Source organism: Bacillus sp. D386 (assembly GCF_006346415.1).
Map to the genome: position 1 here is coordinate 258,486 of NZ_VEMV01000006.1, position 24,150 is coordinate 282,635.

At 39.5% G+C, this 24,150-nt stretch carries 16 protein-coding genes; all 16 read right to left on the reverse strand.

Annotated features, from left to right (window positions below; all coding sequences use genetic code 11):
* Nucleotides 1-48: 48 nt before the first annotated feature.
* On the reverse strand, nt 49-1,425 hold the full coding sequence (gene rlmD, locus FHY45_RS18510; protein WP_066108449.1) for a 23S rRNA (uracil(1939)-C(5))-methyltransferase RlmD: 1,377 nt from the start codon (nt 1,423-1,425) through the stop codon (nt 49-51).
* 240 nt (nt 1,426-1,665) lie between these two features.
* A complete protein-coding gene (locus FHY45_RS18515) occupies nt 1,666-2,646 on the reverse strand; it encodes a diacylglycerol kinase (RefSeq protein ID WP_139892753.1) in 981 nt (326 codons plus the stop codon).
* A gap of 97 nt (nt 2,647-2,743) precedes the next feature.
* Nucleotides 2,744-4,906: a GDYXXLXY domain-containing protein gene (locus tag FHY45_RS18520; RefSeq protein WP_066108460.1), complete on the reverse strand. Its 2,163-nt coding sequence runs from the start codon at nt 4,904-4,906 to the stop codon at nt 2,744-2,746.
* A gap of 230 nt (nt 4,907-5,136) precedes the next feature.
* On the reverse strand, nt 5,137-6,567 hold the full coding sequence (gene gatB, locus FHY45_RS18525) for an Asp-tRNA(Asn)/Glu-tRNA(Gln) amidotransferase subunit GatB (protein WP_139892754.1): 1,431 nt from the start codon (nt 6,565-6,567) through the stop codon (nt 5,137-5,139).
* Between the two features lies 1 nt (nt 6,568).
* Nucleotides 6,569-8,038, reverse strand: coding sequence for an Asp-tRNA(Asn)/Glu-tRNA(Gln) amidotransferase subunit GatA (gene gatA, locus FHY45_RS18530; RefSeq protein ID WP_066108465.1), 1,470 nt, complete (start codon nt 8,036-8,038; stop codon nt 6,569-6,571).
* Nucleotides 8,039-8,054: 16 nt separating this feature from the next.
* The gene (gatC, locus tag FHY45_RS18535; RefSeq protein ID WP_066108467.1) at nt 8,055-8,345 is read right to left on the reverse strand and encodes an Asp-tRNA(Asn)/Glu-tRNA(Gln) amidotransferase subunit GatC; all 291 of its coding nucleotides are present in this window, start codon (nt 8,343-8,345) and stop codon (nt 8,055-8,057) included.
* A gap of 434 nt (nt 8,346-8,779) precedes the next feature.
* Nucleotides 8,780-10,057 carry an isocitrate lyase gene (gene aceA, locus FHY45_RS18540; RefSeq protein WP_139892755.1) on the reverse strand — a complete coding sequence of 426 codons (1,278 nt, stop codon included), beginning with the start codon at nt 10,055-10,057 and terminating at the stop codon, nt 8,780-8,782.
* A 42-nt stretch (nt 10,058-10,099) separates the two neighbouring features.
* On the reverse strand, nt 10,100-11,689 hold the full coding sequence (aceB, locus tag FHY45_RS18545) for a malate synthase A (protein WP_066108474.1): 1,590 nt from the start codon (nt 11,687-11,689) through the stop codon (nt 10,100-10,102).
* Between the two features lie 598 nt (nt 11,690-12,287).
* Nucleotides 12,288-13,835, reverse strand: coding sequence for an L-glutamate gamma-semialdehyde dehydrogenase (gene pruA / locus FHY45_RS18550; RefSeq protein ID WP_066108479.1), 1,548 nt, complete (start codon nt 13,833-13,835; stop codon nt 12,288-12,290).
* Nucleotides 13,836-13,989: 154 nt separating this feature from the next.
* Entirely contained in the window at nt 13,990-15,168 is a 1,179-nt protein-coding gene (locus FHY45_RS18555; RefSeq protein WP_066108482.1) for a CamS family sex pheromone protein, read from the reverse strand.
* A 10-nt stretch (nt 15,169-15,178) separates the two neighbouring features.
* The gene (ligA, locus tag FHY45_RS18560; RefSeq protein WP_066108485.1) at nt 15,179-17,194 is read right to left on the reverse strand and encodes an NAD-dependent DNA ligase LigA; all 2,016 of its coding nucleotides are present in this window, start codon (nt 17,192-17,194) and stop codon (nt 15,179-15,181) included.
* Nucleotides 17,195-17,231: 37 nt separating this feature from the next.
* A complete protein-coding gene (pcrA, locus tag FHY45_RS18565) occupies nt 17,232-19,505 on the reverse strand; it encodes a DNA helicase PcrA (protein WP_066108490.1) in 2,274 nt (757 codons plus the stop codon).
* Nucleotides 19,506-19,569: 64 nt separating this feature from the next.
* Nucleotides 19,570-20,262 carry a heptaprenylglyceryl phosphate synthase gene (gene pcrB, locus FHY45_RS18570; RefSeq protein ID WP_066108493.1) on the reverse strand — a complete coding sequence of 231 codons (693 nt, stop codon included), beginning with the start codon at nt 20,260-20,262 and terminating at the stop codon, nt 19,570-19,572.
* 239 nt (nt 20,263-20,501) lie between these two features.
* Nucleotides 20,502-20,801, reverse strand: coding sequence for a YerC/YecD family TrpR-related protein (locus FHY45_RS18575; RefSeq protein WP_066108496.1), 300 nt, complete (start codon nt 20,799-20,801; stop codon nt 20,502-20,504).
* 15 nt (nt 20,802-20,816) lie between these two features.
* Complete coding sequence (locus FHY45_RS18580; RefSeq protein WP_139892756.1) at nt 20,817-21,848, reverse strand: DUF3048 domain-containing protein; 1,032 nt, start codon at nt 21,846-21,848, stop codon at nt 20,817-20,819.
* A gap of 70 nt (nt 21,849-21,918) precedes the next feature.
* Complete coding sequence (locus FHY45_RS18585) at nt 21,919-23,664, reverse strand: adenine deaminase C-terminal domain-containing protein (RefSeq protein WP_139892757.1); 1,746 nt, start codon at nt 23,662-23,664, stop codon at nt 21,919-21,921.
* Nucleotides 23,665-24,150 lie beyond the last annotated feature (486 nt).

Here is a 24,150-nt window from a genome sequence, read left to right on the forward strand (position 1 = left end):
ACTGAATGAAAATAAGGATAATAAGGCAGTGCCCTGTGTGGCACTGCCTTATTTCAATACTAATTTTGCTACACACTCCACGTGCATCGTTTGCGGGAACATATCCACAGGCTGCACTTCCACCGTTTGATATCCATGCTCCTCCAAATACATTAAGTCACGTGCCAATGTTGCTGGGTTGCAGGAAACATAGACGACTTTTTTCGGCTTCATTTCTGCGATGGTGTTTAAGAGATTTTCGTCACAGCCTTTACGTGGTGGATCGACAACTAATACGTCTGCTGTGATTCCTTCTTCATACCAGGCCGGGATGACGGTTTCAGCACTGCCTACCGAAAAGTCGACATTGGTGATGCCGTTTAGTTCTGCGTTCTTTTTGGCGTCTTCGATTGCTTCTGGGACGATTTCGACTCCATATACCTTTTTGGCTTTTTGTGCTAAAAATAAGGAAATTGTACCGATTCCGCAATAAGCATCAATAACCGTTTCGTTACCTGATAGATTCGCATACTCCAGCGTCTTATCATAGAGAACCTTCGTCTGAGTAGGATTCACTTGATAGAAGGAACGCGGAGAGATGGCAAATTTAACATCACCGATATAATCATAGATCACTTCTGCTCCCCATAATACTGTTGTTTTCGACCCAAGAATAACATTTGTCTTCAAGGAATTCACATTCTGAATAATGGATTTAACCCCAGGAACTGCATCAATAATCTCTTTGATGATTTCTCTCGCATGCGGGAGCTCAGGTGTTCTTGTTACAAGGACAACCATAATTTCACCAGTCACTTGTCCATGACGTACCATAATATGACGAAGCAATCCTTTATGATTCCGTTCATCATAGGCACGGACACGGTACTTTTCGCAAATATTCTTCACTGTGCGGATCGTATCGTCGTTTTCTGAAACCTGAATCAGACATTCATCCATATTAATAATTTCATGTGAACGTTTAGCATAAAAGCCGGCAACTAAGCCGCCTTCCATTTCTCCAACAGGTACTTGGGCTTTATTACGATAGTTCCATGGCTGTTCCATACCAAGTACTGGATGGACCGGTACATCAGGCAGTTTTCCGATTCTCGCCATAATTTCCCGAACCATTTTTTCCTTTGCTTTCAGCTGGCCTTCATAGGATAAATGCTGAAGCTGGCAGCCTCCGCACTGACGATAAATTGGACAGGGAGGCTCTACTCGATCAGGACTTTCTTCCAATAGCTCCATCAAGCGGCCAAAGGCATAGCCTTTATTAATTTTGGTCACTTTAATGCGGGCTTTTTCTCCCGGTAAACCAAACGGAACAAAAATAGGATACCCTTCCACTTTTGCAACTCCGGAGCCTTCATGAGTCAGATCTTCAAATACAACATCTATATAATCATTTTTTTGAATTGGCGCTTTTTTCTTTTCAGTCATTCTTTGCTAACCTCGATTTTTTATTGAGTACTCATGATTGTATCATAAAACAGGACAGACAGATAATCCATGGATTTTACCATAAAGTGAAACTTTGCTCAAACGGGTTTTCATTCATCTCCCATTGAGGAGTAATTGACTACTCAGGTTCTGCTGGCGCTTATCTTCCAATTTAACTTCTGCTTACGTTTAATATAGAGGTGTCTATGCTAGTTTGAACGGGATAAAAAAACCAACCTCTTAAAGAAGTTGGTCTAAATCTGGCTTCTCAAATACGGCATCGTCTGAAACAAGTATATGCCGATCTGTTATTTTCTGCTTTTCGTGTACGCTTTCCGGCACGAATACATCCAAATGACGATAGAGGTTAACAAATTCAGCAGGTGCCAAACCGCCAAACTCTCCATCTAAATTTAACTGCAGCTTTTCGGATGAATGTACTTTAATGCGGTTCGCCTTCACATATATCACAGACGGATCATGAATATGCTCTCCTCGTAAAGCCAACGCTGCGATCCGTACAAAATCTGGCAGGTTAATTTTCTTTAGAATTAAAAGCGTAAACATACCATCATTGAGGGAAGCATCTGGTGCTAAGCGTTCAAAACCAGCAACTGAGTTCGTGTTAGCAACAAGGAAAAGCATTGCATCACCTTCAAACAGTTTACCGTCATATTCTATTGACACCGGAGTCGCCTTAAGAGACGGAAGCAACATTTCCAACCCTTTCATATAATAGGCCAGCTGTCCCAGTCTGGTTTTCAGCTTGCTTGGCACTTCATATGAAAGCTCGGTTAAGCGGCCACCAGCTGCTATATTGATGAAATAACGATTATCCATTTTTCCAATATCAATTGGAATCGTAAGCCCTTCTGCAATAGTTTCAGCAGCTTCAAGTATCGATTTCGTTGATATACGTAAAGCGCGAGCAAAATCATTTGTGGTACCTACTGGGATAATTCCCAATTTAGGTCGGTATTCCTGTTCGGCCAATCCATTTACCACTTCATATATCGTTCCATCTCCACCCGCTGCAATAACCACGTCATAGCGCCTTTCCACAGCAATTTGTGCCGCTCTTGTCGCGTCGCCCGCTCCAGTAGTTGCATGACAGGAAGCTTCATATCCAGCCTTCTCTAAAATTTCCAAAACCTCAGGTAACTGTCTTTTAAATGCTTCTTTCCCGGAGGTAGGATTGTATATTATCCTTGCCTTTTTCATAATCAATCATCATCCTATATTACAAATTCGGAGTTAATATATCTGTCAAAAAAAATACCTCTACTATTATACATCCGTGATAAAACAATTGCTAATTTTACTTATCTTCGGGCAGATTTGATGATACACTGATCAAAATGGCATCCCCATTACTGCCGACTTTTATATTTGCATATTTAGCATTCTGTTCTACTTCTATCCCCGTGCCTTCTTCAATGAAAAAATTCTCAATGCCATAGGTAATCGTATTTCCATTTGCTTTTCCTGTAACAATCACTTGATGGTCATCTGTTCTTTCTTTTTTAGCTTCTTCTATAGTATCATATATCCCTTTCATTTGATAAATCCCTTTTGAATTCTTTTCCACAAGCACATATACACGATCATAACGTTCATCGGAATCTATCTGGCTAATATTATAGGATAATTGAACATAATCCCCTTGTATAATAGAACGCGGGTCAACCGGCTCTACTTTTAAGATAATATCTGTCCCATTCCGTAAGATCGTTTCCTTCTGAAAAATAATCACGATCAGGATGATTAGCTGAACGAATACAATTGGTACCCATTTACGCACACTCCTTAGGACAAATTCGAATCGCCCCGTGCTATTGTTTCTTTCTGTTTTCTTATCCAGATAAATTGCTATAAAGAAGAATATTGCTCCTACAATCGCAAAGGTAATCGACTTATGGAGCAGTGTCCAAAATAAATCATAGTATTTATAAGCGAGGTATCCGATCAGATAAAGAATAGCGGCATACTCTAACCAGTGATTTCTTTTATGTACAACACGGTATGTAAAATAAACCAGGAAGAAAAGATAACTGAAATTGTAAAGGTAGTAAAGCACACTGTTTTCCGAGAAAAATGTAAGAATGAGCCAAAGTGTCAGAATCGCAACCAGGTTCCATCCTTTTGTATATGGATTTTTTAGCCAAAAGTAAAGTCCAAAGGCTAATGCAATCAGTAGTATGACGACCAATTCACCTGATATTCCTGAGAATAATTCATAGAGCAGAAGTACCACTGCATAAATCGTCCCACCTAAACCCAATGGGTATATGATTCTCTCTCTTTCACGCCAGGTTGTATAGCCAATCAGGAGTAAATAGATGATTAGAACAACGCTTGAGTGATACCACAGAATCGAAGATGAAATAAGCCAGCCCGTCAACATCACTGTGTATCGAAGAATGGAATGCTCCCTGCCAATATGACTGCCAATTGGAACGAGAATGACCATACTCACCATTAACCATGCGATATCCTCACCTAATCCAATCAAATAAAGCATACCGATTAAAGAGGAGGATAAAAGTAAAACTGCCAGGAAAACAAAGACTAGCTTAATAAGTGTTGGGAGAAAGTTATTTTCATCATTTGTTTTGGAAGCAGTGAATTTAGCCAGCCATTTAGAGCCCAAAATAATGAGGGTGATTGCAATAAGTAACCCAACAAAATATGCTAAGAATCCATTTATCCATGATGAAACCATGATAAACTGCGCTATGAGATTAATTGAAATTCCTAAAGAAACAATGACAATAACTACTTTATTCTGTCTGTTATTCATATAGTCATAGAAAATCCAGCCCGAAATGAGGGCAACTGCCAGATAGACAAAGATCCCGATATAAGAAAAAGCATGCTCCTCATTAAATAAATAGATAGATGTCCACCGGATAGTCAGTTCAATAGATAATAACTGAATCCAGGCGCTGGATAAATAAGAAATAAGCCTTGGTCCTCTTTTTGAGAAGCCATACAGACAAGCAATGTTTAACATAATGACTCCCAGAAGAATTAATGTGTGCTCTGTATCACTTCTATCAATCCAGCTATTTAAAGGAAAGAAATACGTGTATACCGTTATATTCAAAAGTATGTAGGATTGAACAAAAAATATCGGATATTGGGTAAACACAGCTAACAGGACAGAGGGAATCAGCCACACTAAAAATAATGTATAGCTATCAGCGTGTGAATTATATACCTGCCCCAAAAGTGCTACCACTACTCCAAATGCGATTGATCCTCCCCAGAATATCCAGGCTCCTACGTCCTGCTGATGCTGCTTCCATTTTGAAAAGCCATAGCTTACTCCGTAAAATAAAAGCATTAAAATTACGATTAATGCTATTTTCACATAGCGGTCCATTCCTCCCCAGTTGGCCGCAAAAAAATAAATGATCGCGCTCAACCCAAAGAGCAGCCCAATCAGGTAACTTGTTTTCGTCATCTTTTCATACTTCAATCCTTTCACCCCTTTTCTCTATCATGTATATTCTTTCTACTCATCAAAAAAACCTCCACCTTACCAAAGTTGTTAACACCTAAATAACTGACTAATCTGAAAATATGTATATATCTACCATATCAAACTTTCCGACAGAGAGGAACCTAAAAAAAGCCGACAAAGACTGTTGGCTTTCCAGTGATACTTAAAAAGCCTCCCATACATATAGGGAGGCTGTCAGTTACCATTTATCTTTTTTGAAGCTCTTCCATGATCAATTTATTGACCATTTGCGGATTGGCTTGCCCTTTTGTTGCTTTCATCATTTGTCCAACAAGGAATCCAACCGCTTTTTGCTTACCATTTTTAAAGTCCTCAATGGATTGAGGATTCTTATCCAATATTTCTGTGACGATTGTACGTAAGGCTCCCTCATCAGAAATCTGTACAAGACCTTTTTCCTTTACAATCGTTTCAGGATTTCCACCATGCTCCACTAATTCTTTAAATACAGTTTTAGCAATTTTCGAAGAGATTGTACCATCCGTAATCAATTTGATTAAGCCAGCTAATCCTTCTGGAGTAAGAGCCGTGTCATGCAGTTCTTTTTGAGACGTTTTTAAGTAAGCTGAAAGCTCACCCATAATCCAGTTGGAAGCCTGCTTAGGTTCAGCACCGGCAGCCGTTGTTGCTTCAAAGAAATCGGCTGTTTCCCTTGTAACAGTTAGCACACTCGCATCATATGCCGGCAGTCCGAAATCTTCTGTATAACGCTTGATCCTTGCATCCGGCAATTCAGGAATTTCCGCACGCACACGGCTTTTCCATTCATCATCGATATATAATTCAACTAAATCTGGTTCAGGGAAATAACGATAATCATCAGAGCCCTCTTTAACACGCATCAAAAGGGTAGCACCTGTCGCTTCATCAAACCTGCGAGTTTCCTGCTGGATTTCTCCGCCTTCATTCAGTACTTCCGCTTGTCTTTGTTGTTCAAACTCAAGTCCTTTACGAACAAAGTTGAAGGAGTTTAAGTTCTTCAATTCCGTCTTCGTACCAAACTCTTCCTGACCATATGGGCGTAAGGAAATATTCGCATCACAGCGTAAGCTTCCTTCTTCCATCTTACAATCAGACACACCTGTGTATTGAATTATCGTTTTTAGTTTATCAAGGTAAGCATACGCCTCCTCAGGTGTACGAATATCCGGCTCAGAAACAATCTCGATAAGCGGTGTTCCCTGTCTGTTATAATCACACAAAGAATAGCCATCAGCAGTGTGTGTCAATTTCCCGGCATCTTCTTCTAAATGAAGACGAGTAATTCCGATTTTTTTCTTCTCACCATTTACCTCAATTTCAATCCAACCATTTTCACCAATCGGTTTATCAAACTGTGAAATTTGATAAGCTTTCGGATTATCCGGATAGAAATAGTTTTTACGATCAAATTTTGTATCAGTCGCCACTTCACAGTTCAGTGCCATTGCTGCTTTCATAGCATATTCAACTGCTTTTTTATTCAACACCGGTAAAACACCTGGATATCCTAAGTCGATAACGGATGTATTCGTATTAGGCTCCGCTCCAAATTGGTTCGGAGAGGAGGAGAATATTTTTGATTCGGTTTTTAATTCAACATGGACCTCAAGCCCAATGACTGTTTCGTATTTCAAATTACTCCACCTCCTGTAGAGACGGTTTTTGTTTATGAAAATCTGTTGCCTGTTCATAGGCATGGGCAACTTTATAAACCGTACTTTCGTCAAAATGCTTCCCAATAATTTGTAAACCAAGCGGTAAGCCTTTACTAAATCCATTAGGAACGGAAATTCCCGGCACTCCAGCAAGATTGACAGGGATAGTTAAAATATCATTCATATACATCGTCATCGGATCATTTGTGTTTTCACCCAATTTAAATGCAGGTGTCGGTGTAGTTGGTCCTACAATGACATCATACTGATCAAATACGTTTTCAAAATCCCGTTTAATTAATGTACGTACTTTTTGTGCTTTCTTGTAGTATGCATCATAGTAACCGGAGCTTAATGCAAAGGTACCAAGCATAATCCGTCTTTTTACTTCATCCCCAAAGCCCTCGGCTCTCGATTGTTTATACATTTCAAGCAAGTTCTGTGGGTTTTCCGTTCTATGTCCATAACGAACACCGTCAAAACGAGAAAGGTTTGCAGATGCTTCAGAAGAAGACAATAAATAATACGTTGATAGAGCATATTTAGAATGCGGCAGAGATACCTCTTCATATGTTGCTCCCAATTTCTCCAGAACTGCCAATGAATCGAGGACTGACTGACGTACTTCCTCAGTCACGCCTTCGCCAAGATATTCTTTCGGAACAGCAATCCTAAGCCCCTTTACATCACCAGTTAATGCCCTTGTAAAATCTGGCACCTCAATATGCGCTGAAGTTCCGTCCATTGGATCCAGTCCGGCTATGGCATTTAATAAATAAGCATTATCCTCTACATTACGTGTAATCGGCCCAATTTGGTCCAATGAAGAAGCAAATGCTACTAAACCATAACGGGATACACGTCCGTATGTCGGCTTCATCCCTACAACCCCACAGAAGGAAGCCGGTTGACGGATAGAACCGCCTGTATCTGACCCCAGGCTAAATGGGACTTCACCAGCCGCAACCGCAGCCGCTGATCCACCTGAAGAACCTCCAGGCACACGTTCTAAATCCCATGGATTAGCTGTTTTTTTGTAACCTGAATTTTCTGTGGAAGAACCCATCGCGAATTCATCCATGTTCAACTTACCAATTGTGATGGTTTGCTCTTGTTTTAACTTTTCCACAACTGTTGCGTCATAAATCGGGTTAAAATTGTCCAATATTTTGCTGGCACAGGTCGTGCGAAGATTCTTAGTTACAATATTATCTTTAATTCCAATTGGCATTCCAAATAAAGGACCGCCGATTTCTCCGGAAACTAGCTGTTCATCCAGTTTTTCAGCTTCTTTGTATGCATTTTCCTCATTTAATGTTAGAAATGCATTTACATTGTCTTCAACTTTTTTTATTTTAGAAAAGGATTCTGAAACTAGATCTGTTACTGATAATTCCTTTTTACGAAGCGACTCATGCAAGTCCGCTATTTTACGATCAAATAAAGACATGATTTTCCCTCCCTGACTACTCCATTATTCCCGGTACACGTATTTGTCCATCTTGATGGTCAGGAGCATTTTTCAGTACTTCTTCCCTAGGCAATCCTTTAGATGCCTTGTCTTCTCTCAAGACATTCTTCATATGTAAAACATGTGTAGTAGGTTCGATATTTTCAGTATCTAACTCATTCAATTGTTCAGCAAACGTAATAATTGAATCCAACTGTTTTTGTAACCTTTCAGTTTCTTCTTCTGTAATAGCTAATCTTGACAAATTAGCAACATGATTTACTTCTTCTTTTGAAATGCGAGTCATTTCATACACCTCCATTTTGCTACGTGCTCCAAATACAATTATTATGATAATACCAAACTTTCGCGCGTTAAAGCAATCGGAATTAACCACAGAAACTAGCTTATAGACAATTAAATAAAGAAAGATGGAATTATTCCCCTGATCACCGAATTATTGCCCGGGAAAAGTTTGTCGTGATTTGAAAAATCCATTAATCTCAATTGTTGATAAAATACGACATACTACACCTTTTTATAAATCAATCTTCCTTCTTTGACCAGTCACTTATACATTTCTTTCAAAGACCCGATAGATAACTCAACCTTTTTCCACCTATGACCTGTTTTTTGTAAGCAGAATAGCTCGAAAATACTTCGGTTATTCAAATAGTTTGGAGATTCATTTTCCAAATATAAAAAAAGGAATCTGAATAAGTTTCAGATTCCTTTTGTATATTAGGCTTCTTGGAATTGCTCTTCTTCCGTAGAACCTTTTAGGGCCGTTGTAGAAGAAGTTCCTCCAGTAATAACCTGTGCTACTTCATCAAAATAGCCAGTTCCTACTTCACGTTGGTGTCTTGTTGCTGTGTAGCCGTATTGTTCGCTTGCAAATTCATTCTGTTGCAGCTCAGAATAGGCAGCCATTCCGCGCTCTTTGTATCCTCTTGCTAATTCAAACATGCTATGATTCAGGGCATGGAATCCGGCAAGTGTAACGAATTGGAATTTGTAGCCCATTTTCGCGATTTCCTTTTGGAAGTTTGCAATGGTATCATCATCCAATTTTTTCTTCCAGTTGAAGGATGGTGAACAGTTATAGGCTAATATTTTATTTGGATATTTTTCATGGATGGCATCGGCAAATTTCTTCGCATCCTCAAGATTAGGCTCAGATGTTTCACACCAGATTAAATCTGCGTATGGTGCATAAGAAAGTCCCCTTGCAATTGCTTGATCAATGCCTGCCTTCGTACGATAGAATCCTTCAGGAGTTCTTTCACCTGTGATAAATTCCTTATCAGTAGGATCAATATCACTTGTGATTAAGTCAGCTGCATCCGCATCCGTGCGGGCAATCAGAATAGTTGGGACACCCATTACGTCTGCAGCAAGACGAGCTGCAATTAGGTTTCTCACTGCTGTTTGCGTTGGAAGAAGTACTTTACCGCCCAAATGGCCGCATTTCTTTTCAGAAGATAGCTGATCTTCAAAGTGAACACCTGCTGCACCTGCTTCAATCATGCCTTTCATCAGTTCAAAACAATTCAACTGACCGCCAAAGCCTGCTTCAGCATCAGCAACAATCGGTTGGAACCAATCGATATCTTCTTTACCTTCTGAGTAGTGGATTTGATCCGCACGTTGAAGCGCCTGGTTTATACGTTTTACGACAGCCGGTACGCTATTGGCTGGGTATAAAGATTGGTCAGGATACATATTTCCGGAAAGGTTCGCATCTGCAGCAACTTGCCATCCGCTTAAGTAAATCGCTTTTAATCCTGCTTTTACCTGTTGGACAGCCTGATTACCTGTTAATGCACCTAGCGCATTAATATAATCCTCTGTTTTAAGGTAATTCCAAAGCTTTTCGGAACCTCTTCTTGCTAAAGTGTGTTCAATTTGCATGGAACCACGCAGTTTTAATACATCTTCTGCTGTATAAGAACGTTCAATTCCTTCCCATCTTTCATCTTTCCACTCAGCCTCTATTTGTTTAATCAGTTCTTCTCTCATCTTTTGTACTTCCTCCTTTTATATGAAACCTAATGATTTGTTTTATAGAATTTCGTAGGCAGGTAAAGTCAAGAAGTCATAATACTCATCACTGATAATCAATTTATCAAAAAGCTCTGCTGCTTCGGTGAAACGCCCATTCTCAAAACGTTCTTCACCAAGATCCTGTTTAATCTTTTGCAGCTCTTCTTCTTTTAATGTTTTGTACATCTCCATATCAATCTTGCGTCCATCATCCAATACACCTTTAGGATGACGTAACCATTGCCACACTTGAGCTCGGGAGATTTCAGCAGTAGCTGCATCCTCCATCAGATTATTAATCGGTGCTGCACCTCTTCCATTAAGCCAGGATTCTATATATTGAATTCCAACATTAATATTAGTCCGAACACCTTGCTCTGTGATGGAGCCCTCTGGCACCTCGAGGAGATCAGTTGCTGTAACCTGAACATCGTCACGCTTTTTATCGATTTGATTCGGCTTCGGCATATAGTGGTCAAATACTTCCTTTGCCACTGGTACAAGAGCAGGATGGGCGACCCATGTTCCATCATGGCCATTTTTCGCTTCGCGTTCCTTATCAGCCTTTACCTTGGCAAAGGCCTCTTCATTTGCTTTTTCATCATTTTTAACCGGGATTTGTGCAGCCATGCCGCCAATAGCTGGTGCATTCCGTTTATGGCAGGTTTTAATGGCCAACTGGGAATAGGCAGACATGAATGGCACAGCCATTGTGACAACAGATCGATCCGGTAGAATGATAGAATCATGGTTTCTGAATTTCTTCAGATAGCTGAAAATATAATCCCATCTTCCACAGTTTAAACCGGCTGAATGATCCTTCAATTCATACAGAATTTCATCCATTTCAAATGCTGCAAGGATGGTTTCAATGAGGACAGTTGCTTTAATGGAACCTTGTGGAATACCTAGGTGATTTTGTGCATAAACGAAGACGTCATTCCATAAGCGTGCTTCCAGATGACTCTCTATTTTAGGCAAGTAAAAGTAGGGACCGCTTCCATTTTCGAGTAAGGTCTTTGCATTATGGAAGAAGTAAAGTCCAAAGTCAAAAAGTCCACCGGAGATCGGCTGTCCTTCCAACGTGACATTTTTTTCTTCCAAATGAAAACCTCTTGGTCGAATGATGGGAACAGCAGTTTCTTCATTTAATTTATATTTTTTACCGTTTGGATTTTCAAAAGTAATTGTACGGTTTACAGCATCGCGGAGATTAATATGGCCTTCAATATTGTTTTTCCATGTTGGGGAGTTGGCGTCTTCAAAATCAGCCATAAAGCATTTAGCGCCTGAATTTAAAGCATTAATCACCATTTTCCGATCTACAGGTCCTGTAATTTCAACTCTTCTATCCTGCAGGTCCTGTGGTAAAGGTGCAATTGTCCAATCACCTTCACGAACACTTTTTGTCTCCGGCAAAAAGTCTGGAAGTTTACCATTATCAATTTCTTCTTGGCGCTTGGTACGCTGCTCAAGCAATTCCTTTCGCCTTGATCCAAAGTGCCTTTCCAGATTCTCAATGAATTCAAGAGCTTCCGGAGTCAATATCTCATCAAAACCATTCTCCATTTTTCCAAGAATATTGATTCCATTCGTTTGTACTGCCATGTAAGACATTCACTTCCTTTACCTGTATGTTTTGTTATAAAACAGAAAAATTATTATATTTTGTATTATATAACAGTTTGTGGTTTTTGCAAACTATTTTGCAGTAAAATTTTGCATATTTTATAAAATAGGGTAAAACATCTCACAAACTAAGGAGAAATGTAATATTTAGAGATTACAGGTATAGTATGAATTTCATAGACAATAACCATTTTGATATTCTTAACTTTATCTTGAACACAAGACGACTGATTGATAATCTCGCTCAATCAAAGTAACAATCGCTAAAAAACTATGATTATCACTCATTAGGATCTATTTCCGCTCAATAAAAACCTATTCGCTCATAAATTTCTGTTTCCGCTCAATTCCTACCAAAATCCGCCCAATAAAGTGCTCTTTCGCTCATTTCTCCATTAAAAGTCTTAGTTTTCTTACCCAAGAAACTCAAAAGCTTATTATTTTTGATAGTTTGCTTAAAAAATTTGATTTCCCCCTCAATCAAATTTTTTATGTTAATAGACTCTTATTCCCCCTGTTAATAAAAAAGCTCCCCACCGAAAACAATCGGAGAGGAGCTTTAATATAGCCATATATATTAATAGGTTTCAGATGTAGTTTTAGCTTGCATATGCAATGTTAAGTAGTCAGGACCGCCTGCTTTTGAATCTGTACCGGACATATTGAAGCCGCCAAATGGTTGGTAGCCGACTATCGCACCTGTACAGCCTCTATTAAAGTATAGGTTTCCAACATGGAAATCTTCACGGGCTTTTTCTTGGTGTGCACGATTTCTAGTAATTACAGCGCCTGTCAATCCGTAATCTGTATTATTAGCTATTTCAATTGCTTCATCAAAGTTACGGGCTTTGCTGAATGCTACAACAGGACCGAAGATTTCTTCTTTCATAATTCGAGCATCAGGTGCCAAATCGGCTATAATGGTCGGTTGAACAAAGAATCCTTTGGAATCATCCGATTCTCCGCCTGTCATGAGGCGACCCTCATTTTTGCCAATCTCAATGTACTCGGTTATTTTCTTGAATGCAGAAGCATCCACGACTGGTCCCATAAATGTAGCAGAATCGGTCGGATCTCCTACAGTCAATTCTTTTGTCAATTCAATCGCTCTGTCCAGTACTCTATCATACACATCTTCTACAATAACAGCTCTTGAACAAGCAGAGCATTTTTGTCCGGCAAATCCAAACGCTGACGCAACGATTGACTTGGCAGCCAATTCAAGATCAGCATCTGAATCTACGACAATTGTATCTTTACCGCCCATTTCAGCGATAACACGCTTCAGCCAAATTTGGCCTTCCTGTACCTTAGAAGCTCTCTCGTAAATCCTGGTTCCAACTTCACGGGAACCTGTGAAGCTGACAAAACGAGTTTGCGGATGATCAACAAGATAGTCTCCCACTTCACTTCCATTTCCAGGTACAAAGTTAATAACGCCTGCAGGAAGACCGGCCTCTTCCATAACCTCTACGAACTTAGCAGCCACGACCGGTGTTGTGGAAGCTGGTTTTAGCAATACTGTATTACCCGTAACAACAGCTGCTACGCATGTACCGGCCATAATCGCAAATGGGAAGTTCCATGGGGAAATAATAATTCCCACTCCCAGTGGTATGTAGTCATATCTATTATATTCATTAGGACGGCTTTGTACCGGCTGCCCATTCTTTAATTTCAACATTTGTCTAGCATAGTACTCAAGGAAATCAATTGCTTCAGCTGTATCCGCATCCGCTTCAACCCATGGTTTTCCCGCTTCTCTTACCATAATGGCAGAAAATTCATGCTTTCTGCGGCGAATAATGGCAGCTGCTTTAAATAAAACATCTGCACGCACTTCAGGTTTCGTTTTACTCCAAGTCTTGTAAGCTTTTAGTGCCTCCTGCATTGCCTTTTCTGCTAAATCTTTATTTGCCTTGGAAACGCGGCCTACTACTACTTTTTTATCTGATGGGCTAATGGAAACAATTTTATCATCTGTAGATACTCTTTCTCCACCGATAATCAAATCATAGTCCTTGCCAAGATAGCTATCTACTAATCCCAAAGCATCCTCAAACGCTTTTTTGTTTTCGCTTACAGAAAAATCAGTAAGTGGTTCGTGCTTATATGCTTGTACCATTTGATTCCCTCCCTATATTTCTGTAGTAACCCCTTTTTATTCTACTCTATTGGAAGCTTGTAAGTCATCTAAAATAGTTTATATTCAAAATCTTCACAAGAAACTAACTACATATCTATATCCACAAAAAAGCTACCACAATGGGTAGCTCTGTTTATTCATTATATATATACACATCTGGTTCTTTGGAATTTGCCTTTTTCACAATGAGTGATTCCTGTCCATTGGAAGATGCAATTTTTGTCTCCACCGATAAATATTCAGGGAAACTCGATTTCACCAATCCAGCCACATATTGTGTAAATCCAATAACCTCTGTTTTTCCGTAAAACTGCATATCTATGGAGATGGTCAGCTTTTGCAATTCTTTATTCACATAAAAGGCTTTTCCAATTACTCCATTAAAATTAGGGAAGTATTCTTCAACATCCTGCTTAAAATTAGCAAAGGTCGTTGCATCATCACGGAAATCCTTTGTTGCTTTATTGGATGGGAACAAATAATACTCTTCTTGTACGTTTGTCCATTTGGAAATCTTATTACTTTTCTCTCCTACTTTTGTATAAGAAATAAAATTCCCAGGCACAACCGCATCCTTGCTTCCTTGTTCAAATAAAGCAACCATAATCGGAACGGTTTCTCCGCCTTCCATTGTTCTAATTCGTTTCACAACTTCAGCTGCAATTTTTTGACCTTCTTCAAGCAGTTTATCTTCTTCAATTTTTATTTCGTACGTTTCCCCATACTTTTCCTTTTGATAATAAAATACTGAATTCAAGGCAAGCCCTATCGAAATGCCGCCCAACTCAACTTTATTATCATCTGTTTTGATCAGATAATCATGCTCTAAAATATGGGCAAGATATTCTGGATTTTTCTCATATCTTTCCTCAATATCACCCTTCCCATCATCTAAAGGGTTTAAGCCGACGTTGTCCTCAGCAGTCAGTTTGTTCTCTTTCAACTGCCCTTTTGTATATTTACGATTCAGCCAGCTTTTAATCGTTTTCGTGTCCAATAACTGACCTTCTCTAAAAATATATTCCTCCGTTGAGAATGGGTCATGAGACAATCTCATCAGCCCTGTTTCAAACTCTTCCAAATCAAGTCGCGTATTAATGTTTGAAACCACAAGACCTCTGGAACTGCTTATCTGATAAGGCAGCATCGTTTGATAATAATTGTCGGAGATTTGATATTCGGGAATAATGGAAGACTCTTTCTTGGAATCTTTCTCGGTATTATCCTCTACTACCTCATCCTTATCAAATTGTGGTGCGCAGCCTACAAGCATAAGTGCCAGTACCATGGTTATTGCTATCAAACGCTTCATCCCTACACCTCTATCCCTGCTTGCCCAGTTCTTCCAGTAAATTGCTTTCATCCCATATTTCAATTCCTAAATCCTGGGCTTTTTTTAATTTTGATCCGGCATCTTCTCCGGCTATTACTAAATCTGTCTTTTTACTTACGCTACCCGTTACAGTTCCACCTAAAGCTTCAATCAACTCTTTTGCTTCAGTTCGTCCGTACTTTTCCATCTTTCCTGTAAGTACAATGGTTTTTCCAGAAAAATAACTATCTGTAGCTTCAGCGATATTTTTCTTTTTACCTTTATAGAGCATATTAACCCCAGCATTTTTTAATTCATCGATCAATTGCTGGCATTCTTCCTGATTAAAATAAGTCACAACCGCATCAGCCATTTTGTCCCCAATTTCATTAATAGCTGTCAATTCAGCTACATTTGCCGACATTAGACGATCCATGTCTTCAAATTCTTCCGCGAGGATTCTTGCAGCCTTAGCACCAACATGGCGGATTCCCAGTCCAAATAAAAGGCGCTCCAATGAGTTGCTCTTAGATGCTTCAATAGCGTTCAAAAGATTGTTCGCTGATTTATCCCCCATACGCTCCAAATTAATCAGCTGGTCATATGTCAATTTATAAATATCCGCTACATCCTTAATTAACGATTCATCGAATAATTGAATGATGACTTTTTCACCCAGACCATCAATATTCATGGCATTTCGTGAAACAAAGTGAATCATCCCCTCTTTAATCTGAGCTGGACACTTTGGATTGATGCAGCGCAAAGCTACCTCTCCTTCCAAACGAACAAGCTCACTATCGCAGTCAGGGCAATGCGTTGGCATATGGAATTCCTTTTCTTCCCCTGTCCGCTTATCAAACAGAACATTGACAACCTCCGGAATAATATCACCGGCTTTTTTGACGACAACATGGTCTCCAAGCCGAATATCTTTTTCACGGATTAGGTCCTCATTATGAAGGGAAGCCCGTTTAACTGTTGTACCTGCTACTCTTACCGGGTCCAATAAGGCGGTTGGCGTAATAACGCCTGTACGACCGACAGTCAATTCAATATCGCGAAGAATAGTGATGACTTCCTCTGCAGGGAATTTATATGCAATCGCCCATCTTGGACTTTTTGCAGTATATCCTAATTCCTCTTGTTGAGAAAGTGAATCGACTTTGATGACGATTCCATCAATATCATAATCAAGCTCAGGCCTTTTGGCTGACCATTCCTCAATATACTCTAATACATCTTCAATCGTAGCACATCTTCTGCGATGCGGATTGGTTTTCAATCCTAATTTTTGAAGAAAGTCAAGTCCTTCACCATGGGATTCAACACCTGTTTCTCCTGTTTCACCAATCCCATAAAGGAAAATATCTAAATTCCGCGAAGCAGCTATGCGTGGATCAAGCTGACGCAAGGATCCTGCTGCTGCATTTCGTGGATTGGCAAATGGCTCTTCCCCATTTTCTTCCTTCTTTGCATTTAAGGAAACAAACGATTTCTTTGGCATATATGCCTCACCGCGTACCTCAAATGTAACTGGTTCATTCAATCGGAGTGGGATGGAACGAATGGTTTTAAGATTAGCAGTAATATCCTCACCAATTGTTCCATTTCCTCTTGTAGCCCCTTTAACAAATAGCCCTTCTTCATAACGCAGGGAAACTGCCAGTCCATCTATTTTCAATTCACATATATAAGAATATCGGTCTGTACCAAGCCCTGAATTTACTCGGCGGTCAAAATCGCGCAAATCACTTTCGTTAAAGGCGTTACCAAGACTTAGCATCGGTGTAATATGTTCTACTTTTGCAAACGTATCAAGCACTTGTCCACCAACTCTTTGAGTAGGTGAATCTGGGGTTTGCAGCTCCGGATATTGACTCTCCAATTCCACCAACTCTTTATACGTCTGATCATATACAGAATCAGGAACTGATGGCTGGTCGAGAACATAGTATTCATATCCATATTGGTTTAATAGTGATTGAAGCTCAGCCACTCGTTTTTGCGCTTCTTTTATATCCATATTTTCAGCCCTCTCTACTCAATGTTTCTCTTGCGGACTATTGTTTTGTGATTGGTGCAAATTTGGCAAGGAGTCGTTTGATACCCATAGATGGGAATGCAATATCCAGCTCCAGACCGTCTCCGCTTCCTTTTACGCTGACAACTGTACCTACGCCCCATTTACCATGGGCCGCTTTATCGCCAACCTGCCAGTCGAGTTTTTCTCCGCCGGACTCATTCATCATCGATCTTCCGACAGTTTTAGGTCTTGCTGCACCATTGATTCCTGAATTGTTAAGACCGGCACCATTTATACCCGTTCTAGTTCTTGTACCTGAACCTGAATGCATAAAGGAAGGTCTTGACTGCCTTTGCTCTTCAGGCGGATTTAACAGTTCAATTAAATCCTGTGGAATTTCTTTAATAAAGCGAGATACAGGGTTCAGATTAGTACGTCCATATAATGTACGCATCTGTGCATTCGTAATAAATAATTCACGTTCAGCCCGTGTGATCCCAACATAAGCAAGCCGTCGTTCTTCTTCCATTTCCGCTTCTTCCATTAAGGCACGGCTATGCGGGAAGACACCTTCTTCAAGTCCAATCAGGAATACAGCAGGGAATTCCAGCCCTTTTGCCGAGTGAAGTGTCATTAATACAACGCCATCTGTCACGGCTTCATCCTCATCCATACGGTCAATGTCCGCAACAAGAGCAAGGTCTGTTAAGAAGGCAACCAGGCTCTTATCATCACTGCCCTTTTCAAAGTTTTTCGTAACAGATAAGAACTCATCAATATTCTCTAGGCGTGTTTCTGCTTCAATCGTCTTCTCAATTTCCAACGACTTTCGATACCCTGATTTTTCAATGACTTCTTCTATTAATTCTGTAACAGACAGGAATTCCTGCATTTGCGTATAGTTTTTAATTAGGTCCCTGAATTCAGCAGCCCCATTATAAGCTTTACCGCTAAGTCCAATAAATTCAAGCTCCATCATAGCCTGATACATAGAAATATCATGATCGGCAGCATAATTAGCAATTTTATCAACTGAGCTTGCTCCAACTCCACGCTTTGGAACATTGATGACCCTGCGCAAGCTAATATCATCGTCCGGATTGGCAATGAGTCGCAGATAAGCAAGAATATCTTTAATCTCCTTACGATCATAGAACTTAATACCGCCAACAATCGTATATGGAATATTGGATTTAAGCAGAACTTCCTCCATTACCCTTGACTGAGCATTCGTACGGTACAAAATGGCAATATCAGATAGCTTCTTCCCTTGCTGTTCTGTCAGCTCTTTAATCTTTCCAGCAACGAACTGTGCTTCACCTTGTTCACTGTCCGCACGGTAATATGCCAACTTATTCCCTTCCAGGTTTTCTGTCCACAAATTCTTTTCCTTACGATTCAGGTTGTTGTTAATTACTCCATTGGCAGCCGCTAAAATCCGTTTTGAGGAGCGATAATTCTGCTCAAGCAAAATAACATTGGCATCAGGATAATCCTTTTCAAAGGAGAGAATGTTGGCAATATCAGCACCACGCCAGCGATAGATGGACTGATCGGAATCACCAACTACACATAGGTTTTTAAAACGCTGTGCCAATTTCTTTACAAGCATATATTGTGCACGGTTCGTATCCTGATACTCATCCACGTGAATATATTGAAACTTTCTTTGATAGAATTCCAGTACTTCCGGAACCTTATCAAAAAGTTCAAATGTCTTCATAATCAAATCATCAAAGTCCAATGCCTGATTTTTACGGAGTCGCTTCTGATACTCTGTATAAAGATCAGCTACTGTTTGCTCATAGTAATTGCCTGCACTGTTCGCAAATTCCTCATAGTTGATCAATTCATTTTTGGCAGAGGAAATGGACCCAAGAATCGTCTTAGGATCGAATTTCTTCGTATCAATATTCTTCTCTTTCATTATTTGCTTAATAACCGTTTGCTGATCACCTGGGTCAAGAATTGAGAAATTGCGATTCATACCAATTCGGTCAATATCACGGCGCAGGATTCGCACGCACATTGAGTGGAAAGTAGAAATCCAAATATCCTCTGCAGCGCCGCCTAGGATTCCCTGAATTCTTTCCTTCATTTCTCTTGCTGCCTTATTGGTAAACGTAATGGCAAGAATATTCCACGGTGCTACTTCTTTTTCTACAATTAGAAAGGCAATGCGGTGGGTAAGTACCTTTGTCTTCCCACTGCCCGCTCCGGCCATAATTAGCAAAGGTCCATCCGTAGCTTGTACAGCCTCTTTTTGTTTATTATTTAATCCCGTTAACAGTCGATCTGTTAAGAATTGCATTATGACACCACCCTAACGAACATTTGTTCTTATTATACTTCATCCAATGGCTTTAACGACAATTTTATTTATTCTTTTTGGCAGAATCTACTGTCAAGAGAGCCGTTTTTAAATCCTCATAGACGAGGTTTCCGACTACAATTACATCTGACAAGCTGGACATTTCCTCAGCTTTTTCGATGCTTGTAATCCCTCCGCCGTAGAATAGCGTTGTATTCATCAATGTATTTTTAACGGTCTTGACAAGTGCTGGATCCCCATACTTTCCGCTGTATTCCAAATAAAAAATAGGCAAATTTAATACTTTTTCTGCCACAAGAGCATAGGCTGCCGCATCTTCTTCCGTCAAATCGGTATTGGCATCCGTTAAATCTGCTGCCTTACAATCAGCATTCATGATGCAATATCCTTCCACATGCATTTCGTCCCAATTAATCATGTGGCCAAATTCTTTAATTGCTTCTTTATGCAAACCAAGAATCCAATCCGGATTCCTGCTATTTAAAACAGATGGTATAAAATACAAATCAAATCCCGGGGTTATGGATTCTATATTTGATACTTCAAGCACACAAGGCAATGTATAACGCCTAACGCGGGCCATTAAGTCCAGAACATTTTCTAGTGTAACACCATCTGTTCCTCCGACAATAATAGCATCCGTACCCGATTCACAAACCTTTTCGAGTGCTTCATCTGAAATTTCCTTATTAGGATCGAGTTTAAACACATGTTTCCACTCGCGAAAATCGTACATGCAAAACAGCCCCCATTCTAATTTCCATTTAACCATTATAGCATTCCTTTTAGAGTTCCCAAAGAGTTAGAAAATTCATATGCACAACTGTTATCTAACTGGTTATAAATATGTGTTCTACTCTGGTGCGCGCCTACTTAATTGAAAATTAGAGGATACGTTCATAGACAAAGGTGTACATATAAAAAAGCAAGCAACCGATGTGCATATTCCACGCGGTCTGCTTGCTTTTATTTATTTCAGGCATTATCTTCCTTTAATCTTCCAAGTGCCATTGAGTACGCATCATTCCCGTAATTCAAACAACGTTTAACCCTTGAAATAGTTGCAGTGCTTGCTCCGGTTTCAGTTTCAATCATATGATACGTTTTACCTTCTTCAAGCATTCGGGCAACCTCGAGGCGTTGGGCAAGAGATTGTATTTCATTCACCGTACATAAATCATCAAAGAAACGATAACATTCATCGAGATCTTTCAAGGATAATATCGCGTTGAATAATTGATCCAACTCTTTCCCTTTTAGTTTGTTAATTTGCATATATCCAGGTTCCTCCTAATCATTTGAGAGTTTGACACTATTATTTAAGCCCGGTTGATCCGGAATAATATTAATCCATGTTTTTCCCTGCACCAATTTTACTTCCGTTTCACCGGATACAGGTACAATTCGACCATCTTTACTTACCCATTGAATCTCCAGGCGTTTACCTTTTTGCAGTAAGTATGCATCTCCGCCCGCAGTTAAATCAATACTCCTGCGGCCTTTATCATCAATCACCTTATGAATAGCTTCCACAATAAGGATATTATCCAGTAGAACGGGATCTTTCGTATCTTGATCTTCCGTGCGTACTCCCGCTGTATGGCGTGTATACTTTTCACTCGCCGAATCATACTTATAGGTCACATCATAATCTAGAGATCCATAAGATAGAGCAGCAACTTTATAGTCATCACCGGAAATTAATCCTGTTTCATCGTCGGAAAAAAAGCTATACGGCGGGGTATTCTCTTCCATTGAATAACCTTCTTTTTGTGCACCCTCTAAGATATTTTCATAGGTGATATAGGAATTATGCGGCGCTTTTCGATCAGAAGATCGTTTGAAGAGTGTCCCGTCATGGTTAAGTCCGTTCAAGTGGTCTATATAATCAGATTGAATCAGCTTTTTCGCATCAGGACTCCAGCCATGAAAAATATACAGGCTTTCATATCCTTTGGCAAGCTCTATATAATAATCTCTCGCACTTCTAATTGGCCCAATGTTTTCGGGAAATTCGCTTTGGTAGATAGCCAAAAACCTAGTTATATTACTTTCAGCTAAAACCTCATATACGACATCTGCTTTAGATAGGCCAGACTGTGGTCTTGCTTTGGGATGATTATTGACCATAACCGATACAGCCCTGTGGTTGACCTCTTCGTCCGTTCCCACACCCGTTAACGGATACGTATTCACCGGCTTAGCAGCTACCTCTTCTTTATCAGTTTGAGGTTTATCAATAATGGTTTCTATCTTATTCCCTGAACACCCTGCCAGAAGGACAAAAACTAAAGCCACCATGAACCCAGCTTTCCTCAACATGCCCTACACCCCTTAAAGTGAAATTAACCCACCATGATCTACCTTTTATTTTTCTCTATTCTTTATTATTTTAACGCATTATAGTCGGAAAGAGTACAGATTTATTCATAACGTCATATAATCCTGCCTGTGTTACCCTTATATAAGGTAAATGAGTAGAGGAAAAGAACAGTAAAGAATAAATCGGATCCTCGAATGGGTATCCCTTTTCAGTCAATATTTCTCGCAATCTAGTTTCTTCTTCTATTAAAATCGGGAGTTCTTGATTAGACATCATTCCTTGCAGCTCCAGAGGCATTTCGAACAATATTTCACCTTTCTCTGCAATCACAATTCCCCCACCGATTTCTTTCATTCGGTTAAAAGCCAGTCTCATATCTTTCTTACTTTTTCCAATCAACAATATATCCCCAGAGTTAGAAAAGGATGAAGCAAATCCATACAAACGGTTGGCAAACCCCTTTAATATCGTATTGATTCTGAATTTACCATCTCTTGTTAGGTACGTAAAAAAGCTCTCATCATGGTCTTCATCCAAAACTTCTCTTGAAATATCAATATGAATCGAATATGGCTTAGTGATGACGCTATTTTCCATATTGATGCCAAATGGCATTGAGTATTGGAAGTCGTAATCTGTAAGCTCCCAATCAAGCTCCAGAGGGCTAAGGCCAAAGTCTTTCCAGGCGATCGATGTTCGATTCGTTTCAACCTGTCTTCCATCCCTTTTCACCCACTGCCCTTTTGATAAAACAGAGTGAGGAGTAGGCTGATCCTTGGCAGACAGGAAGTTAATATTGGCTACTCGTCCTGTCGCAATATTTCCGTGTAAATAATCGATATTATAATAGCGGGCTATATTTAAGGAAGCCATATTATACGCATCAATAATAGGCACACCTTTTTCAATTGCTATCGAGATTAATTGATCCGTAAATCCATCTTTATAAAATCCAGGTGTTGAACCATCTGTATTAAAAAATAATCGATCATAGGAGTTCAATTCGTATTCTTTTAAATCATCCAAAATACGGGGTAAATCCGGACGAATGGATGAATGCCTCAAGGACACATCATATCCCTGCATCAGTCTGCGAATGACTTCTTCTCCTGTCATAGCCTCATGATCACAATCCGCACCAAGCAGCATTAATTTAGATAATGTTTTTTCAGAAGCGCCCGGGAAATGTCCTTCAATTTTCTTTCTCATTCTTTTTGCTTCCTGTATCCAGTGAAGCATCATGTCATCTCCATCAAGAAGACGCGGCCATCCTGTTAGCTCTCCAGCCTGCAGGACTCCATCGTGCTCAAGCCAGCTCTTTACATTAGAATGCGAGAATACCATCTCTTCATTTCTCAGCTCAGTTTGAGAATCCAATCTGGCCCACCAATACATGCTGATTGGAAGATGACGTAATTCCTTCAGCAGTGCAAACGCTTGTCTATTGTCCAAAAGAGTAAACAAAAGCATGTTATCATTGATTAAGGTGGTTGTTCCATATTGAGCAGCATGCATGCCAAGAGTAGCCGGATTATATAATTGATATGGATGGGCATGCGGTTCAATATAACCTGGTACCAGGTATTGATCCGTACAGTCTACAATCTCATACCCGTCCTGTATAACAGGCATGTTATCCCCGACATATACAATTCGATCTTCATAGATCCATATATTCGCCTTCATCCACTTTTTAAACACCTGATTCAAATACACGGTATTCGTTAAAACAAGAGTTGGCGCTACTTTACCATCTATCACATGAACATGCTCGCGCAGTTGTTTATTTTTCCATCTATATCGTTGTCCAAGCATAAAAATACCCCCTTCGCAAAACATCATTTCTTATATTTAAAAAAACGGAAGCATCGCCCTTCCATTTTTAAAATTAAAATGTAAGCCCTTTCAATATACTAACATATTTTTATTATTTAGAGCATTAAAGAATGAAATTAATTTGTAATTCTTTACATTTCAGCATTATTAAATAACTATAAGTATTTTTGGATATATGACTTTTACGTATAATCACATTAAAAAGTTCCCTTTAATAAAGGAAAAAGATTAGACAACCCCCAAATAGACTCTTCCCTTGCCCCTTTAAACTAAACCTGTAAAGCCGCATTATTTATTTTATCGCTCTCAAGATGCAGGGATACAAAAATGTATATGGATAGGAAGTATCCTATACTTCTTCAAAAAACATCATTTCTCTTTAAAAAATGATATCTTTTTAGTAATTTTTGTCGCAAAGAACAAGTTAATGATTTTTCTAGTCTAATATTTAAGAATATTATTGTT

Bases quoted from the DNA above. Each gene is read 5' to 3' on its own strand.
- FHY45_RS18555 (WP_066108482.1), bottom strand. From the start codon at position 15,168: ATGAAGCGTTTGATAGCAATAACCATGGTACTGGCACTTATGCTTGTA.
- pcrB (WP_066108493.1), bottom strand. From the start codon at position 20,262: ATGTACGATTTTCGCGAGTGGAAACATGTGTTTAAACTCGATCCTAAT.
- FHY45_RS18515 (WP_139892753.1), bottom strand. From the start codon at position 2,646: ATGAAAAAGGCAAGGATAATATACAATCCTACCTCCGGGAAAGAAGCA.
- FHY45_RS18575 (WP_066108496.1), bottom strand. From the start codon at position 20,801: ATGCAAATTAACAAACTAAAAGGGAAAGAGTTGGATCAATTATTCAAC.
- pruA (WP_066108479.1), bottom strand. From the start codon at position 13,835: ATGGTACAAGCATATAAGCACGAACCACTTACTGATTTTTCTGTAAGC.
- rlmD (WP_066108449.1), bottom strand. From the start codon at position 1,425: ATGACTGAAAAGAAAAAAGCGCCAATTCAAAAAAATGATTATATAGAT.
- ligA (WP_066108485.1), bottom strand. From the start codon at position 17,194: ATGGATATAAAAGAAGCGCAAAAACGAGTGGCTGAGCTTCAATCACTA.
- FHY45_RS18585 (WP_139892757.1), bottom strand. From the start codon at position 23,664: ATGCTTGGACAACGATATAGATGGAAAAATAAACAACTGCGCGAGCAT.
- gatA (WP_066108465.1), bottom strand. From the start codon at position 8,038: ATGTCTTTATTTGATCGTAAAATAGCGGACTTGCATGAGTCGCTTCGT.
- aceA (WP_139892755.1), bottom strand. From the start codon at position 10,057: ATGAGAGAAGAACTGATTAAACAAATAGAGGCTGAGTGGAAAGATGAA.
- pcrA (WP_066108490.1), bottom strand. From the start codon at position 19,505: ATGCAATTCTTAACAGATCGACTGTTAACGGGATTAAATAATAAACAA.
- FHY45_RS18580 (WP_139892756.1), bottom strand. From the start codon at position 21,848: ATGTTGAGGAAAGCTGGGTTCATGGTGGCTTTAGTTTTTGTCCTTCTG.
- aceB (WP_066108474.1), bottom strand. From the start codon at position 11,689: ATGGCAGTACAAACGAATGGAATCAATATTCTTGGAAAAATGGAGAAT.
- gatC (WP_066108467.1), bottom strand. From the start codon at position 8,345: ATGACTCGCATTTCAAAAGAAGAAGTAAATCATGTTGCTAATTTGTCA.